Annotated in this window: 19 protein-coding genes; 14 read left to right on the top strand and 5 right to left on the bottom strand. The window is 37.6% G+C overall.

All coding sequences use genetic code 11. The annotated features are described in order from the left end of the window. Positions 1 to 13: 13 nt before the first annotated feature. Together DSM106972_RS27750 and DSM106972_RS27755 are read right to left on the bottom strand one after the other, a co-directional pair. Positions 14 to 370, bottom strand: a complete 357-nt coding sequence (locus tag DSM106972_RS27750) for a DUF6464 family protein (RefSeq protein ID WP_127083722.1) — start codon at positions 368 to 370, stop codon at positions 14 to 16. Between the two features lie 163 nt (positions 371 to 533). Continuing rightward, positions 534 to 965, bottom strand: coding sequence for a DUF6006 family protein (locus tag DSM106972_RS27755; protein WP_233787027.1), 432 nt, complete (start codon positions 963 to 965; stop codon positions 534 to 536). A gap of 114 nt (positions 966 to 1,079) precedes the next feature. On the opposite strand from DSM106972_RS27755, the gene DSM106972_RS27760 reads away from it, so the two are divergent. From DSM106972_RS27760 to DSM106972_RS27810, 13 genes are all read left to right on the top strand, one after another. Then, complete coding sequence (locus tag DSM106972_RS27760; RefSeq protein ID WP_127083723.1) at positions 1,080 to 2,234, top strand: iron-containing alcohol dehydrogenase; 1,155 nt, start codon at positions 1,080 to 1,082, stop codon at positions 2,232 to 2,234. A 100-nt stretch (positions 2,235 to 2,334) separates the two neighbouring features. Further along, entirely contained in the window at positions 2,335 to 2,670 is a 336-nt protein-coding gene (locus tag DSM106972_RS27765; RefSeq protein WP_127083724.1) for an ArsR/SmtB family transcription factor, read from the top strand. Then, positions 2,655 to 3,203 carry an SRPBCC family protein gene (locus tag DSM106972_RS27770; protein ID WP_127083725.1) on the top strand — a complete coding sequence of 183 codons (549 nt, stop codon included), beginning with the start codon at positions 2,655 to 2,657 and terminating at the stop codon, positions 3,201 to 3,203. Before DSM106972_RS27765 ends, DSM106972_RS27770 begins: the two co-directional genes overlap by 16 nt. Positions 3,204 to 3,347: 144 nt before the next feature. Beyond that, complete coding sequence (locus DSM106972_RS27775; RefSeq protein WP_127083726.1) at positions 3,348 to 3,929, top strand: ATP-dependent Clp protease proteolytic subunit; 582 nt, start codon at positions 3,348 to 3,350, stop codon at positions 3,927 to 3,929. 47 nt (positions 3,930 to 3,976) lie between these two features. After that, the gene (locus tag DSM106972_RS51570) at positions 3,977 to 4,123 is read left to right on the top strand and encodes a hypothetical protein (protein ID WP_158632885.1); all 147 of its coding nucleotides are present in this window, start codon (positions 3,977 to 3,979) and stop codon (positions 4,121 to 4,123) included. A 1,295-nt stretch (positions 4,124 to 5,418) separates the two neighbouring features. Next, entirely contained in the window at positions 5,419 to 6,372 is a 954-nt protein-coding gene (locus tag DSM106972_RS27780; protein WP_233787028.1) for a transposase, read from the top strand. A gap of 25 nt (positions 6,373 to 6,397) precedes the next feature. After that, positions 6,398 to 6,796: a hypothetical protein gene (locus DSM106972_RS53930; RefSeq protein ID WP_233787029.1), complete on the top strand. Its 399-nt coding sequence runs from the start codon at positions 6,398 to 6,400 to the stop codon at positions 6,794 to 6,796. 431 nt (positions 6,797 to 7,227) lie between these two features. Next, positions 7,228 to 7,440: a cupin domain-containing protein gene (locus DSM106972_RS27785; protein ID WP_233787030.1), complete on the top strand. Its 213-nt coding sequence runs from the start codon at positions 7,228 to 7,230 to the stop codon at positions 7,438 to 7,440. A 216-nt stretch (positions 7,441 to 7,656) separates the two neighbouring features. Beyond that, positions 7,657 to 8,388: a Rossmann-fold NAD(P)-binding domain-containing protein gene (locus DSM106972_RS27790; protein WP_186538384.1), complete on the top strand. Its 732-nt coding sequence runs from the start codon at positions 7,657 to 7,659 to the stop codon at positions 8,386 to 8,388. A 178-nt stretch (positions 8,389 to 8,566) separates the two neighbouring features. Then, the gene (locus DSM106972_RS27795) at positions 8,567 to 9,169 is read left to right on the top strand and encodes a TetR/AcrR family transcriptional regulator (RefSeq protein ID WP_127083727.1); all 603 of its coding nucleotides are present in this window, start codon (positions 8,567 to 8,569) and stop codon (positions 9,167 to 9,169) included. Between the two features lie 88 nt (positions 9,170 to 9,257). Continuing rightward, entirely contained in the window at positions 9,258 to 9,992 is a 735-nt protein-coding gene (locus DSM106972_RS27800) for a glutathione S-transferase (RefSeq protein WP_127083728.1), read from the top strand. 105 nt (positions 9,993 to 10,097) lie between these two features. Beyond that, positions 10,098 to 10,760, top strand: coding sequence for a glutathione S-transferase family protein (locus tag DSM106972_RS27805; RefSeq protein WP_127083729.1), 663 nt, complete (start codon positions 10,098 to 10,100; stop codon positions 10,758 to 10,760). A 374-nt stretch (positions 10,761 to 11,134) separates the two neighbouring features. Next, positions 11,135 to 11,509 carry a hypothetical protein gene (locus DSM106972_RS27810; RefSeq protein ID WP_201800793.1) on the top strand — a complete coding sequence of 125 codons (375 nt, stop codon included), beginning with the start codon at positions 11,135 to 11,137 and terminating at the stop codon, positions 11,507 to 11,509. A gap of 206 nt (positions 11,510 to 11,715) precedes the next feature. Here DSM106972_RS27810 and DSM106972_RS27815 read toward each other — a convergent pair whose 3' ends face one another. From DSM106972_RS27815 to DSM106972_RS27825, 3 genes are all read right to left on the bottom strand, one after another. Further along, the gene (locus DSM106972_RS27815) at positions 11,716 to 12,351 is read right to left on the bottom strand and encodes a hypothetical protein (RefSeq protein ID WP_127083730.1); all 636 of its coding nucleotides are present in this window, start codon (positions 12,349 to 12,351) and stop codon (positions 11,716 to 11,718) included. Between the two features lie 150 nt (positions 12,352 to 12,501). Continuing rightward, positions 12,502 to 12,963, bottom strand: coding sequence for a type II toxin-antitoxin system VapC family toxin (locus DSM106972_RS27820; protein WP_127083731.1), 462 nt, complete (start codon positions 12,961 to 12,963; stop codon positions 12,502 to 12,504). Beyond that, positions 12,964 to 13,227: a hypothetical protein gene (locus DSM106972_RS27825; RefSeq protein ID WP_127083732.1), complete on the bottom strand. Its 264-nt coding sequence runs from the start codon at positions 13,225 to 13,227 to the stop codon at positions 12,964 to 12,966. 796 nt (positions 13,228 to 14,023) lie between these two features. On the opposite strand from DSM106972_RS27825, the gene trmFO reads away from it, so the two are divergent. Next, positions 14,024 to 15,334, top strand: coding sequence for an FADH(2)-oxidizing methylenetetrahydrofolate--tRNA-(uracil(54)-C(5))-methyltransferase TrmFO (gene trmFO, locus DSM106972_RS27830; RefSeq protein ID WP_127083733.1), 1,311 nt, complete (start codon positions 14,024 to 14,026; stop codon positions 15,332 to 15,334). Positions 15,335 to 15,397: the final 63 nt, after the last annotated feature.

The raw sequence follows: 15,397 nt of genomic DNA on the forward strand, positions 1-15,397 counted from the left end.
CACTCAGCACTTTCTACTCAGCACTTTCATAGTAGCGGCAAGATTCACAGGGACCTTCTGGATTAACAGCACAGCGTATAATTTCTGACTTAGCATTATAACGGCAAGTAGCATCGCCAACTACCCAACATCCATTTACTAAACTTTTTTCAGAAGGACGCTGTGCTGATTGAACGTAGAGAGCAATTTTGTGTAAACGGTAGCGTCCAGATTTAAGCTGATACTTATGGCTACGTTCTAAAACAGCGTAAGTTTTCCCTTCTAAATCAAGATAATTGCCTGGTTGTGGCATCCAGTCAAGTTGGACATTGCCAAGAGTTTTACGTGGATGCGTCAAAATAACCTCAGTTGGCAATGAATCTAGCTCCATAAAATACATGTTTCGGTGACGACTCTATATATATATAGGATAAACGCACCTACGCAACATAATTAACCACACAATAATTTCTGTAACATTTGTATTTTCAAAATGTAACAAAAACCCACGTAGAGACGTTACATGTAACGTCTCTACAACATTTAAACCATCATTAAACCTTGCGACATTGCAACGGGTAACGATTTCCGCGCCAAGTAGTCCAACCATTGGCAGTTTTAACGCGCGAGTCATATCTCAAAAACCAATTATCTTGTTCTCTACCTTGGTAACGAATGCCAAAATCAGTACCACGAACATAGCGTTGCGCTAAAGGAACCCATGCACTACCGTTATCACTAAATCTTCCAACAACTTTTACACCAGAAGTAGTAGAACAAACATTACCATTACACTGTGTTTGAGGGTCATCGACAACAAGCCACTGCATTTTTGCTGGTCTACCGTCAATGAAACAATCCCAATTACCGAAAAACCACTGTGTAGCAACTAGTCCAGCTTGAGCATTTCCCGTAGGCGCCAAGAAACTCAAGGGAATAATAGCCAAGCTTGCAAGTACAGCTTTAATTTTCATCGTTTTCAGCATAAATTTTTTATCTTCTACTGCTTATATGTAGGAGATGAAAATTTTATGCATTGATTTTCAAAGGAGGTAAATTATAAAGGTTGCTGAGTAAACACTAGATCAATAGAGGCTAATATGGAAAACTTTGTTTTCTACAACCCCGTTAAAATCTTGTTTGGTAAAGGTCAAATCGCGAACATAGCTACTGAAATACCGAAAGATGCAAAAATATTAATGACTTATGGTGGTGGTAGCATCAAGAAAAATGGTGTTTACGACCAAGTAAAATCAGCACTTGGTGAGCATGATGTTATCGAGTTTGGTGGTATTGAGCCAAACCCTACATATGAAACTTTGATGAAAGCTGTAGAAATTGTCCGCAACTCAGATATAAACTTTCTACTAGCCGTTGGTGGTGGTTCGGTCGCTGATGGCACAAAGTTTATCGCTGCCGCAGCTAATTTTGATGGTGAGCCTTGGGATATTTTATCAAAACGGGCGCCTATATCATCGGCGTTACCTATTGGCGTAGTACTAACTTTAGCTGCTACAGGTTCAGAAATGAATATAAACTCAGTTGTGACTAAAGCAGCAAATAAAGAAAAACGTCATTTCGCATCACCGTTAGTTTATCCTCGTTTCTCTGTTCTTGACCCTGAAACCACTTTTTCGTTACCCCAACGCCAAGTGAGTAACGGTATCGTTGATGCGTTTACTCACACGATGGAGCAATATTTAACTTATCCCGTAAATGCACCACTTCAAGACCGAATGGCTGAAGGTATCTTAAAAACATTGATTGAAGAAGGACCAAAAACTTTAGCTAACCCACAAGATTATGACGCGCGCGCGAACTTCATGTGGTGTGCAACAATGGCACTCAATGGTATTATCGCGGTTGGTGTTCCCCAAGACTGGGCGACCCACATGATTGGACATGAGTTAACAGCACTTCACGGTTTAGACCACGGTCAAACACTAGCTGTTGTGTTACCAAGTACACTAACAGTAAAGCGCGCTCAAAAATCGCAAAAGCTTTTACAGTATGCTGAACGTGTTTGGGGAATTACTACAGGTATCGAAGAAGAACGCATCAATACAGCTATTAATAAAACGCGCGAATTCTTTGAGTCAGTAGGTGTACACACTAAACTCTCCGACTACGACGTAACTTTAGACACTATTCCCTTAGTGCTGGAACGCTTAGAAAACTACGGTTACACAGCATTAGGCGAACATCAAGATGTAAATTTACAAACAGTAGAGCAAATATTACAACTTTGTGCATAGTACGTATGGTGGGCAGTGCTTATCGTACTTGACATTTAAGCAATCGCTTATATATACTAGAATATAGTTAAGCGATTGCTTAAATATATAGTTAGATTGAATGAGTAGACCCCTTGCCAGTGCCGATATTTTTGTAGCCATAGCTGACCCAACTCGGCGCGCGCTATTAGATAAATTACGTTTAGGAGAACAACCAGTAAAAGAGTTGGCGGAACCCTTTGCCATGAGTTTGCCAGCAATATCTCAGCACTTACAAATACTTTGTGAAGCTGATTTAGTACAAATGCGAAAATCTGGGCGCCAGCGTTTATATAGTTTAAATCCAGAGCCATTGAAACAAATATCTGACTGGATTCGTGATTATGAACAGTTCTGGCAAGACAAATTAGGCGCCCTTGGCAATTATTTGGAGGAGAATCCATGCTCAGACACTTAAATAAAAAAGTTTTTTATCCATATCCATTACAAAGAGTTTGGCAAGTACTTACCAATCAAAAAGCGCTTGCAGCTTGGTTAATGGAAAACGACTTTGAAGCGCGTCTTGGACACAAATTTAAATTTATCTACTCATCGCTACCAGGGATGAACGCGCATATAAATTGTGAGATTATAGAAATTGATGAACCAAGGCGCCTTTCATTTACCTGGAAAGATAACTTAATGTGTCAGCCTTCAATTGTAACTTGGACATTAGAAGCAGTAGATGGTGGAACTATATTAAAACTAGAACATCGCATTCTTGAAACCGCTTATTCACAACAACGTCAAGAACATTACAATTTACAATCAAATAAATATATGCCTTCAGCCTCATTGAATCGCCAATTAGCAACTTCCACTCTTACTTATCCTAGCTACGGCTTAAATAACAACTTTGAACAACCCATAAGCATTATTATGAACGCTTATTTCGATGGTGGATGGGAAGACAAACTTAAAAATCTAGAAACCTGGTTTCTTCTTGACTAAGCACGACGATTTCCAACATTAAAAACAGAAACCAGGTTTCTTGTATATGAATAATCCTTCACAAAAAAATCTAGAAACCTGGTTTCTTCTTGACTAAGCACGACTATCTCCAACATTAAAAACAGAAACCAGGTTTCTTGTATTATGAATAATTCTTCACAACTTGGATTTGCTACTGTAATTTCAACTCCACAGCAGTTTGATATTTATTCTCGATTACTTGTAGAAAGAATTATTTTTTTACGGGGAGAGTTAACAGAAGAAGTAGCAAATTTAATTATAGCTCAAATGCTATTTATTGATGCAGAAGACCCAGATAAAGATATTGCATTGTACATCAACAGTAACGGAGGCGCCTTAACAACTGCACTCGCTGTATACGACGTTATCACTCAACTTCGTAGTAATATATCTACTGTATGTATTGGTAATGCCAGTGCAACAGCAACACTTTTACTATCTTCAGGTACTAAAGGGAAAAGATATGCACTTCCAAATGCACGGATTTCAATACGTCAAGCAATATTAAGTACTGAGGGCAAAACCAGTGATATTGAAATAGCTGCTGAAGAATTTATTTACTTAAAAGAATCTATCAGTAACATATTAGCTGCTAATACAAATCAGTTGGTAGAAAAAATAAAGCTTGATACTGAAAAAGATTTAGTAATGAGCGCTCTTGAAGCAAAAACTTATGGATTGATTGACAGCATCATTCAAAAATAATTATTTTCTTATTCCCCCCTTATTAAGGGGGGTTAGGGGGGATTTAAATGTTCAATAACAAAATAACCAAACAAACTGAACAAGTTTTTATAGACTCTAACAATCAACACTGGCAAGAATTAAAAGACTTTCCCGACGCCCAAATCTTACCACTAGCAGTCCAGCCCTTTCAACGCGAACATAAGCACTACTAGGGCGGCGCCTGTAAGCCGCTCCTAGCACAGATTATTAGCGAGCATCCAGTGAAGGGCAGAAACACTCAAACAGCGTGGCGCCTATGATAAAAACTTAAATTCTAAATACGGGTAGTTACAATCACTACGACAGATACTACAAAATTCTCACAATATTCATTTAAACTTGATCAATTCAATTAAGAATAATTATTAATAAACTCAAATCTATAACAAAAAATATATTCAACACAAGCGGAGTTTACAAGCTTTAGCTTGTAACGATGCCACGGCGCCTACTCGTCAACGTACTCAAAGCGATTGATACTGTAAAATACCAATACAGCATCGTAACTTGTTTTCAATATTTGTATATTTTACTAACACCAATGCTCCGTAGCATTGATGTTTTTAGGCTTTTAGAAAGATATTAGATTTCAATGGCAAATAAGCCAAGAGCGATAACTTATATCTTGCACCTACATTTTTGCATGTAATATTTATTACTAAATTTTAACTATGCTCACACCCGCCTATAGCTGTAAGCTATAGGCTAATAGCACAAGTCCATTAAAATGGACTAAAAAATATAGTAATATTAGAAACGTGCTTTATTCTAATTAAAGATTTATACGTAGAGGTGCAAGATGTGAGATAAGCACAACGAACTAAACAATTAGTTATTCACAGTTATTTATAATACCCCAACATGATGGGGGAGAGCTACCGCCCGTCCCCCAAACCCCCTCCGGTTACCTATTTTTGACACTCCTTGAGTTCACTGTCGTTCACTCAGTCGGTCAAAAACAGGTTTGAAAAAAACAAGACTATAAAGAGCTTTGGGCAAATAATAACAGTTCAAGGCGCGCCCCGTAAGTTTGTTTCTCTCGTTCGTTTAATACTGGAATTTGGACTATGCACTTTTTTACCACAAATATCTCCCCACAACAGACCACAACAGATGACATTCATCTTCAAAGAAGACCACAAGCTCTCCGGATACTATCTGGTTTTGGTGTGCTTAAAGCCACACTGTTATTTTTAGTTTTTTTTGCTACTAAATCTTCATTGAGACGGGGATTCTTTATTTTTTTAAAATTTTGAGTTTATTAATAATTATTATTAACTGAATGAATCAAGTTTAAATGAGTATTGTGAGATTTTTGTAGTATATGTAGTGGTGATTGTAACTACCCGTATTTAGAATTCAAGTTTTTATTCGCTGTTTGAGTGTTTCTGCCCTTCACTGGATGCTTCCGATTATTAGGGACGACTTTAAGGTATTCTTGACAATATCAATATTACAGTGCATCAAAATGTTATCTACAGTGTTTGAGCAATTTGTAGAAGAAAGTCCCCTCAGTGTGATGGCACGAATCTTAATGGAACGTATTTTTATGCCAGAACGCTTGGATAAAATATTTGAGGCACATGCGACTGTTCAATATCAGCAAGATTTATTGTTTTCAAGTCAGGTCGATTTAATGAGTTTGGTTGTATGTGGAATTCATAAGTCAGTCCATGCTGCTTATAGAGCGAAAGCAATAGAAAAAATAGTAAGTACAACCGCATTATATAACAAGCTCTCTGGAATTGAATTAAATGTAAGTCAAGCATTATTACGAGAAACAGCAAGTGATTTAATGTATTTAATTCAAGCAATGGGTGGAGAACAAGCAGATTTATTACCAGGTTATAAACTGAAATTTGTAGATGGTACCTGCCTTGCGGCAACAGACCATAGACTAGATGCAATCCGTGCTTATGCAGCTTCTTCATTACCAGGTAAAGCAATAGCAATATTAGACCAACCATCAAAATTAGTAACAGATGTTTTATTAGTTGAGGACGGTCACGCTCAAGAGCGCGCGTCATTTAACCAAATACTTTCTTTAGTTAAACCAAAAGAAGTTTGGTGTGGAGACCGTAATTTTTGTACAGCAAAGTTTTTGTATACAATCATATTGAAAGGAGCCTTTTTTGTCATTCGTCAACATGGGTCATTAGGATTTAAAGAATTAAGTGAATTAAAGTATTCAGGAGAAACTGAAACAGGAAAAGTATTCGAGCAGAAAATAGAAATATCATATGAAGGAGAAATCCTACAACTCAGACGGATTCTGGTAAAGCTAAATGTACCGACGCGAGATAAAGAATGGGAAATAGCCATTTTTACTAACTTACCAAGTAGCGATGCAAGCGCAGTCGAAGTTGCTGAAATATACCGCAATAGTTGGATTCAGAGAAACACTTTTTCAAACTGTAACTGAGAACTTTAATGGAGAAATTCAAACTTTGGCTTATCCAAAGGCTGCGTTATTCTCTTTTTCAATGGCATTAGTTGCATACAATATACTTGCAACTTTACGAGGCGCCTTGGGAAGTGTACATGGAGTTAATAAAATTGAAGTTGGCTTATCTGATTTTTATTTGGTAGATGAGATTCAAGGAATATATAGAGGGATGATGATTGCGATACCACCACCAAAGTGGGAAGTGTTTGGTACATATTCTCTTGACCAAATAGCAGAACTTCTACAACGACTTGCAGATGGTGTACATTTGAAACGTTTTTTAAAAGCAACGAGAGGTAAGAAAAAAAAACGAGAACCTTTAATAGTTAATAGTAACCATCGCCATGTTTCTACCGCACGACTTTTAGAGACCCACCAAAAAAAGAAATCACGAAGTTAGTTATAAAAGAAAGAATATTTTTTAACTGCTTACCGCACGTAAAATATTTGACGAGTGTATATTTTTCATGTCAACAATTTATCAAATATGATGTTTTATCTAAGACAAAGTTATGAATAAAACCGTATTTGATAAGATGTATAAATAAGAAAACGCACTTGCCACTTTGAAAGTTCGTATATTTAATATTTTATAAAAAATATCTTATTTTTAAGCAACCAATTACTTAAGCTTTTAATACTTATGTTCCTAGTGCAGCTTGACTAAAATAGTAGCACAGTTGAAATAGTAAAAAGCGTATGTTTCATAAGGCTTTTCACTTCTGCCCTCTGCCATCTGCCATCTGCCTTGCTACACTAGTTCACTAGTTCGCGTTGAAAGGGCTGCCACTAGCAGTCCCAGTACCACAAGGCTCAATTCATAGACTCAAAATGGCAGCAGGTACAGTAATACCAGTTCATTATCATCCTTGCGATGAATATGTATATGTTTTAGATGGAATTATTGAAACAGGTGGGCGCCAGTATACAGCAGGAACATTCTGGACAACACCTGCTAATGCAAAAAACGGGCCTCATCAAGCAATTACAGATGTAGAGATAGTCACAATTCGTTTAGGCGCAATAGGAGTATTTGAGAGGTAACTATATTTCATCGAGGAAAAACAACTGCTCAGTTACCAGCAGGTGTAAATGAAATTATTGGAGAACGCAAGAATATCATCCAAATAAAAGAAAAGTTACAGCAGCTTTCTCCTGAAGTCGTACTAGATATGATTGCGTATACTGAGCATGATGTGCGCGCGCTATTTGAAGCACTCGAAAACATACCAGCACGTGTAGTGACAGTTAGTAGTATGGATGTATAATCAAGCTTACGATGTGCTTCTAGGTAAAGAACTAAATGTTGTACCAGTACCATTAACCGAAGATTCTCCTTTGCGTACTTCACTTTACCCATTTCGGAAAATGCCAAATAAACCTTTACAGGCGCCAGACGATTATGAAAAAATCTTGGTTGAAAAGGTTGTAATGTCAAACCCAAATTTACCTGGAACAGTTATACGGTTGCCAATGGTATATGGTGAAAATGACCCATTACATCGTTTATTACCGTACTTACAGCGTATAGATGAGAACCGTCCTGCTATTGTATTGCCAGAAAGTGTAGCTAATTGGCCGGGTTCTTACGGTTATGTAGAAAATGTCGCATATGCAATAGCACTAGCAGTTACAAACGCACGTGCAACAAATCGTATTTATCACGTTGCTGATATAGAAAATCAAAATGAAGCTGAACGCATTACTCAAGTTGGGAAAATAGCTCAATGGCAGGGTAAAGTTGTGACTGTACCCGAAAGTCAATTACCACCAGAATGGAAATTAGCACTTAATCTAAAACAAGATTGGCTAGTAGACTCAACTCGTATTCGTCAGGAGTTAGGATACAAAGAAATTGTCTCTCCTGATAAAGCATTGCAGCGAACAATTAATTGGCAGCGTGCTAACGTACCTCAACAACCTACTCAGTTTGCGGCGCCGTACTTATTAGATTATGCAGTTGAAGATGAGATTTTAGGCCCGCTTGTTTGAAACGGGCAAGGATGCCCATTTCACAAGAGGGAGCTATTAGCAAGTATCTAAACAAGGTAAATATTTCTATTGAGCTAGCTTAATATTGGCTCTTGACCTTCTGATTATCTACATGCTAATATCAGACCAATCGGTCTTAACAACTCCGCACTCAGCACTCAGCACTTTTAACTCACACATGTCGAAAGGCGATGATACGAAAGCGATGATTATCGAAAAAGCCGCAGCTTTGTTTAATCAACAAGGATATGCAGGTTCTTCGATGTCAGATATCATGCGGGTGACTGGGTTACAGAAAGGAGGAATTTACAACCACTTTCACAGTAAAGACGATTTATCGCTGCAAGCTTTTGATTATGCGGTTTCGCAAATTCAAAGGCAATATCGCTCTGCTTGGGCAAGCAAGCAAAATGCGATAGAACGCTTGCAAGCAATTATTGATGTGTTTCGTATTTTTATCGATAATCCACAACACCCTATTATGCGGGGTGGATGTCCATTACTAAATACTGCAATAGAAAGCGATGACGCGCACCCAGCTTTAAAAGCACGCGCGCAGCAAGCAATGGACTCATGGCGCCTACTTTTTCGTCGTATTATCGAGAAAGGTATAAAAAAAGGCGAAATTAATCCAAAAGTTGATGGTGATGAAGTCGCATCAATAATTATCTCAATTCTTGAAGGTTCTGTGATGATGAGTAAACTTAACGGTGACTCTATACACCTCGAGCGCGCAATTAAACATTTAAATGATTATATTAATAGTAATTTGAGGATATAGACTTTATTTTTTGCACAAAAACAGACCAATCGGTCTTTTCTGGGCATCTATAAACCAGTTTCCACAACAATCAAAAATTCAATATCCTATGCGTTTAATCACAATTCCAATCAGCCACTACTGCGAAAAAGTCAGATGGGCATTAGACTACTTAAAAATATCATATGTTGAAGAATGCCATTCTCCACCATTCCATTTATTAGTGGCACCTCGTTTTGGAGGTAAAACAACACCAATTCTCATAACACAAGATGGTATATTTTTAGACTCAACCGATTGTTTGAAATATCTTGATTCCATTGCTTCAGTTGATAAAAAGCTATACCCCAATCAAGTAGAACAAAAAGTTGAAGAATTAGAAGAACTATTTGATGAGCAATTGGGAGTGTTAACAAGACTTTGGGGTTATTCTCACGTAATAAATGACCCCAAACTAGTAAAACAAGCATGGTGTAGAAATGTACCTTGGATAGAGCGTGCTTTATTTCCAGTAATTTTTCCGAAAACTCGCACACTAGCTTGTAAAAAATTTAATATAACTCCTGAATCCAACGTTGAAACAGGTGAAAAAATAAAGCAAATTTTTGAACAAGTTAGCAATATATTAGCAGACGGGCGCCGTTACTTAGTAGGAGATAAACTTTCCGCAGCAGATATAACATTTGCCGCACTAGCTGCACCTACTATTGCACCCCCTGAACACCCAGCGACACGAGGTAGCGTAGATAACTTTCCTGTAAACATGGCAAAAGAGATAAATCAATTTCGCAAAACACCAGCAGGGCAATTTGTATTACGTTTATATCGTGAAAGAAATAATTAATCAGGTTTGCAATGAAAAATCAGCAGTACAGACTGGGAATTATAGACGTATTTTTTTGTGTATAAACAGACCGTTCAGTCTTTTTTTATCAAGGAGTAAAGCAAAATGTTGAAATTTTATTACAATAAGCGTTCACCAATGGCAAGACGTGTATGGCGTGGTTTACTAGAGAAGCAAATTGAGTTTGAACCAATAGTAGTAAACTTGAATGGCGACCAGATGGCGCCTGAGTATTTAGAGTTAAACCCATTCCACCATGTCCCTGTAATAGTTGACAATGGTTTTCGAGTAATAGAGTCACTAGCAATTTTAGATTATCTCGAAGCCAAATATCCGGCGCCTGCACTTATACCAAAAGAACCGCAACAAAAAGCAACAGTTAAAATGGTGCAATTAGTTTCCAGCAATGAATTACTACCAAAAGCCATTTCATTCATTTTCAAAGAGCCAGATTCACCAATATATATACAAGCCAAGCAACACATTCATACTGTATTTCAATTTTTTACTACAACACTAGGAGAAAATCTATATTTTGGAGGTGAGACTTTAAGCTTGGCTGATATTGTTGCGGGGACTGATATATATTTACTAGCAAAATCTGGCTTTAATTTAAGTGAATATCCAAAATTGAATGATTGGTATGAGCGCTTAATGGAACGCGAAGCATGGGTTCATACCCAATTAAGTACAGAAGAATTTGAGCAATTTAAAAGAGTTTTTCTGATAATACAGACCAGAAAAATTAGGCAAGCGAGTAGAACTTAAGAATCTTGCATGTGGGCATTATGCCAGCATTTTAGAACAAGACGTTCGTATATGCTAACAAGTCGTATGTAAGCCTTTGTTGCATCAAGATGTGCGTCTACCGCTTGTGTATACTCTAAACAAAAATCAGTATTATCTTGGACTTCAATGTTGTTTTTTTTTACAAAATGCTTGTGATTCTGCGTAATGCCTTAAGAAGCAATTGTACTCCTGAATAAACTCGGCAAACTCAGATGTATGGTTTTGAAAGTAATGCTGCATAATTAATACCAAAATTGTTCGCTTAATAACGTAAATATTTTTGTGGCTCTAAAACATCACTCATTAGGAACAATTATTATTACGTTTTAATGTATGTTTCATCACAATATTAATTGGCGCCTAGGAAGAAAATTATTAGTAGCTGCCGCCATTTATTCAACCCAGAAATGCAGCGGGGAGCATGGATAGCACTGTTCTACTTTGGATTCGGCGCCTTAACTGCTTTAATAACTCTTAAAGATAATCGATTAGAACTAGCATTAGGCGTCCATGCAGCAAACAACCTTAGTTTTTTATTCGTGACCACAAAAGATTCTGTACTCGCAGTACCTGCAATGTGGACGGCAAAAGATATTGGAGACCCAAGACTAGAAGTTTTGATGTTCCTGTTACAAAGTTTAATCTTTTACTACATATTTTTTGGGCGCCGTAAAAAAATTATCCAAGCAGTACCAGAAAAAAACGAATCTCTAGAAAAACTTAGTTAATAAACTGGGTTTATACGGTTTCTACAGAAAACCTCAGCCCAATAAAGGACTGAGGCCAAAAGTTTAATCAGGGTGCATCTACTAATCTCTGTATCCACTATGGTCTATTGCATATCAGGACAAAATCAAACAGTTTAAGCCAAGAATACAAAATATTAGGCGTGGAAGATACTTATGAGTAATAAAGTTTTTCAAAGATTACGTTGTCAAGTAAAATATATCCGAATACGGGTAATAGCTGAATCTAACCCTGGACTATGAACCCAACCAACAAAACCACCATAAACCATTCGGTCGTTTCTGTCTGCGACAAATACATGGTCTACTCCTAAAGGATTTTTCCAAGTTCTCACAGTTGAACCATCTCGTAGCCTTATTATTGGGCTTGAGCTTTTAAAATCTCTATGGTGTGCGCGTGTAATACCAGGTACCCTTTCTAAAATAGCTATAACTTCTTGGGTATCACCTGTTGTATCGGGTGTCACTACAGTTCCACAACCACACCCATCTATAATAGTTATTTTTAATCTTTCTTTTAAATCACCGTCGAATAAAGATAAAGTATCAATTTCTTCTAATAATTTTCCGTGTGGCTCAGATTGGCGCCGATGGCAATATACTTCTGTTAACAAATCTTCTAATCCAACTTTGGCTAAAGCATCTGTTATCAGCCCTGTTAAACCTAATACAGCAATACCACCCAACATTCCCGCAGGACCACCGAGAAATGCTAGAGCTGCCGTAATTGCTGCGGCGCCTGTTAAACCTGTTGCTGCCATAGTTAGGACTAAAATAATACCAGGTAATCCTAAAGCAGCTATTTTCTTTGCTACCTCATCCATATGCTTTTGCTATAACCATTCACTCACTTATTCCTTTTTAGCACTTGTTTATGAGTGGCGCCAAAATCAAAGCTTCTTTATCTGGAGAACAGCTATTTCCGGATTAATAGGTACATGCAGCAAAAGCGATGGAATAAAACACATTACTTTTTACAGATAATTATTGGGATTGTCAATTATAATATTTTCTGCTAATGCAGCTGTATTCAACTCATTATCAGCCGACATAAATGTTAAAGATACATTATTAGTCAAACATAATGCATTAATTGCACATGCTGCTGCTAGCTGAACTGCATCATAGCCACGTAAACTATAAGTTTCAGCCATTGTCATGCCAGATGTGATAATATTATTTGTAATTTGAACAATCTGATAATCAGTCTGATAATCGCTACGAAATTGGTTACACAGTATCTTTGTATCTACAGAATTGAGACTTCCACCTCGTGACCTTCGTGTAATTGCAGCAATTATTTCAACACCTGTAATAGCTGCAATAAATATTTTATTGCTTGGCTCAGAATTAAATAATTCCAAGACCCAAGCGGAGCCAACCTCATTCACATAACGTTTGACGAGGGCACTACTATCAATGAAATAAACCGCCATTTAGCGCCGTTCCTCAATAATAGTTTCAGACAGTGGCTTACCATCCACTTTTATTAATTGCTCCGTTGTTACATTACGGTAAGTAGGTTTTTTAATCTCTTTGACCAGTCCAGACTCTAACAATGCCTGCTCAAATGCATTTTCTGATTCCGTTTGCATTTTAACAGTAATGTGTTGCTCAATTACTTGGTTGAGTTGATGTAATTCTTCTGTTTCAAGCTCTTGAAGTTGGTCGATAATATTCTGAAGTATTGCTTGAGCCATAATTTTTATAATAATTGTAAGTTAACTAATTATATTTTTTATAATATAACATGCTTAATTGATTTATGAATAGTTAGAATTCCAGGACGGTTAGACTGTAACATCATTTACAACCAAGTAAGCAGGGTCAAGATAATTTTTCATCTTCTTCTAAGCTAAGGGTCTAACATTCGTTTTTTAAGTCTTGCAGCAAGTCAATCTCTAGAATCATTTTCATCAAAGAAACGAGCAGGCCTATTTTCTATTTCACCATAATGTATACAGACCTTTCGATGCTATATATCACCAACGTGTGGTCAAAGCATTTATCAATTCATGAGTACTAACACAGGTTGTTGCTCATCAATAAATAAAAAACCCCAGTCCCTAACGGACTGAGGTAAAAATTGAATCAGGGTGCATCTACTATCTCTATATCCGCTATGGACTGTAGGGTATCAGGACAAAATCGAACAGCTTTTATGTATAACTTATTACAATTGGATATATTATTGTTCGTGAAAGAAGCTTGTGGCGCCCTCAAATTGTAGTTAAAGAACAAGTTACATATGTGTAATGACATTTCTACGAGTAAATACTTAGAAAGACAAATTAAAAACAATGCTGGCATCACGGACTAATAATAAGAGCATTTAATGAGCATTCTGTGTTTATTTTTAGTTTGTAGGAGGGAATATTGAGAATAAGCCATTTATAAACTTTTTTAAGCGAAGAGTAAATATCTTCACTCCACAGCAAATAATCTATTATATGTAGTATACATACACAAGTACCAAACTATATATACTAAAACCCAATGCAACAACCAATTCACGTTATCGGAGGTGGACTAGCTGGAACTGAGGCAGCTTGGCAAATAGCTGCTGCTGGCATACCAGTAGTTTTACATGAAATGCGCCCGCAACGTTTCGGCGGCGCCCATCATACATCTCATCTCGCCGAATTGGTTTGTAGTAATTCGTTTGGGGCAATGGCAAGTGATAGAGCATCGGGTTTATTGCACGAAGAGTTACGGCGCCTTGGTTCTATCGTAATTGCAAAAGCTGACGAACATCAAGTTCCCGCAGGTGGCGCCTTAGCTGTTGATAGAGGACAATTTAGCGAAGATTTAACAAATACCCTCGCACAGCATCCATTAATAGAACTGCGACGAGGTGAAATACCTGCCATTCCTCTTGGAGTTGTAGTTATAGCGAGCGGTCCATTAACGAGTCCTGAGCTTGCAGAAGATTTGCGTCGTTTTACAGGAATGGAGTATCTTAGTTTTTTTGATGCCGCAAGTCCTATAATTGTGGGAGAATCAATAAATCGGGATATTGCTTTTATGGCTTCGCGCTACGACAAAGGCGAAGCCGCTTACTTAAACTGTCCAATGAATAAGGAACAGTACATTCGGTTTAGAGAAGAACTTTGCAAAGCTGAACAAACCGAGTTGAAAGATTTTGATAGAGAAAAAGTTAAGTTTTTTGAAGCTTGTTTACCAATCGAAGAACTAGCACTGCGCGGAGAAGATACCATGCGCTATGGCCCCCTTAAACCTGTAGGGTTATCTGATACCCGTACAGGCGAACGTTCTTACGCAGTTATTCAACTACGCCAAGAAGACAAGCAAGGCAAGTTATGGAATATGGTAGGGTTCCAAACTAACTTACGTTGGGGCGAGCAAAAACGTATTTTCCAAATGATACCTGGTTTAGAAAATGCCGAATTTGTACGTTTGGGTGTCATGCACCGCAATACATTTATTAACGCTCCCCAATTAATGCATCAAACACTGCAATTCAAAGAGCATCCAAATATATTAGCCGCAGGTCAAATAATTGGTACCGAAGGATACACAGCAGCATCCGCAGGTGGTTGGCTAGCTGGAACAAATGCCGCACGTGTTGCATTAGGTAAACAACCAGTAACGTTACCAATTACAACCATGATGGGCGCCTTATTTGAATTCATCAGTACCGCATCACCCAAACACTTCCAACCCATGCCCCCCAATTTCGGAATATTACCCGATTTGGGAGTAAAAATTAAAGGCAAACCAGAGCGTTATGGAAAATATCGCGACAGGTCATTGCAAGATTTAGAAAACTGGAAGCATTTACTATAATTTCTTCTTCTTGTGGAGCGGGCATCCCTGCCCGCCTCTTAATAAATTTGAGATGTGACGGGG

This window comes from Dulcicalothrix desertica PCC 7102 (genome assembly GCF_003991905.1).
In the GTDB taxonomy this organism is placed as follows: Bacteria; Cyanobacteriota; Cyanobacteriia; order Cyanobacteriales; family Nostocaceae; genus Dulcicalothrix; species Dulcicalothrix desertica.

Excerpts from the sequence above, each read along its gene's own strand:
- DSM106972_RS27750 (WP_127083722.1), bottom strand. The coding sequence starts at position 370 with ATGGAGCTAGATTCATTGCCAACTGAGGTTATTTTGACGCATCCACGT.
- DSM106972_RS27755 (WP_233787027.1), bottom strand. The coding sequence starts at position 965 with ATGCTGAAAACGATGAAAATTAAAGCTGTACTTGCAAGCTTGGCTATT.
- DSM106972_RS27760 (WP_127083723.1), top strand. The coding sequence starts at position 1,080 with ATGGAAAACTTTGTTTTCTACAACCCCGTTAAAATCTTGTTTGGTAAA.
- DSM106972_RS27765 (WP_127083724.1), top strand. The coding sequence starts at position 2,335 with ATGAGTAGACCCCTTGCCAGTGCCGATATTTTTGTAGCCATAGCTGAC.
- DSM106972_RS27770 (WP_127083725.1), top strand. The coding sequence starts at position 2,655 with ATGCTCAGACACTTAAATAAAAAAGTTTTTTATCCATATCCATTACAA.
- DSM106972_RS27775 (WP_127083726.1), top strand. The coding sequence starts at position 3,348 with ATGAATAATTCTTCACAACTTGGATTTGCTACTGTAATTTCAACTCCA.
- DSM106972_RS51570 (WP_158632885.1), top strand. The coding sequence starts at position 3,977 with ATGTTCAATAACAAAATAACCAAACAAACTGAACAAGTTTTTATAGAC.
- DSM106972_RS27780 (WP_233787028.1), top strand. The coding sequence starts at position 5,419 with ATGTTATCTACAGTGTTTGAGCAATTTGTAGAAGAAAGTCCCCTCAGT.
- DSM106972_RS27785 (WP_233787030.1), top strand. The coding sequence starts at position 7,228 with ATGGCAGCAGGTACAGTAATACCAGTTCATTATCATCCTTGCGATGAA.
- DSM106972_RS27790 (WP_186538384.1), top strand. The coding sequence starts at position 7,657 with ATGTATAATCAAGCTTACGATGTGCTTCTAGGTAAAGAACTAAATGTT.
- DSM106972_RS27795 (WP_127083727.1), top strand. The coding sequence starts at position 8,567 with ATGTCGAAAGGCGATGATACGAAAGCGATGATTATCGAAAAAGCCGCA.
- DSM106972_RS27800 (WP_127083728.1), top strand. The coding sequence starts at position 9,258 with ATGCGTTTAATCACAATTCCAATCAGCCACTACTGCGAAAAAGTCAGA.
- DSM106972_RS27805 (WP_127083729.1), top strand. The coding sequence starts at position 10,098 with ATGTTGAAATTTTATTACAATAAGCGTTCACCAATGGCAAGACGTGTA.
- DSM106972_RS27815 (WP_127083730.1), bottom strand. The coding sequence starts at position 12,351 with ATGGATGAGGTAGCAAAGAAAATAGCTGCTTTAGGATTACCTGGTATT.
- DSM106972_RS27820 (WP_127083731.1), bottom strand. The coding sequence starts at position 12,963 with ATGGCGGTTTATTTCATTGATAGTAGTGCCCTCGTCAAACGTTATGTG.
- DSM106972_RS27825 (WP_127083732.1), bottom strand. The coding sequence starts at position 13,227 with ATGGCTCAAGCAATACTTCAGAATATTATCGACCAACTTCAAGAGCTT.
- trmFO (WP_127083733.1), top strand. The coding sequence starts at position 14,024 with ATGCAACAACCAATTCACGTTATCGGAGGTGGACTAGCTGGAACTGAG.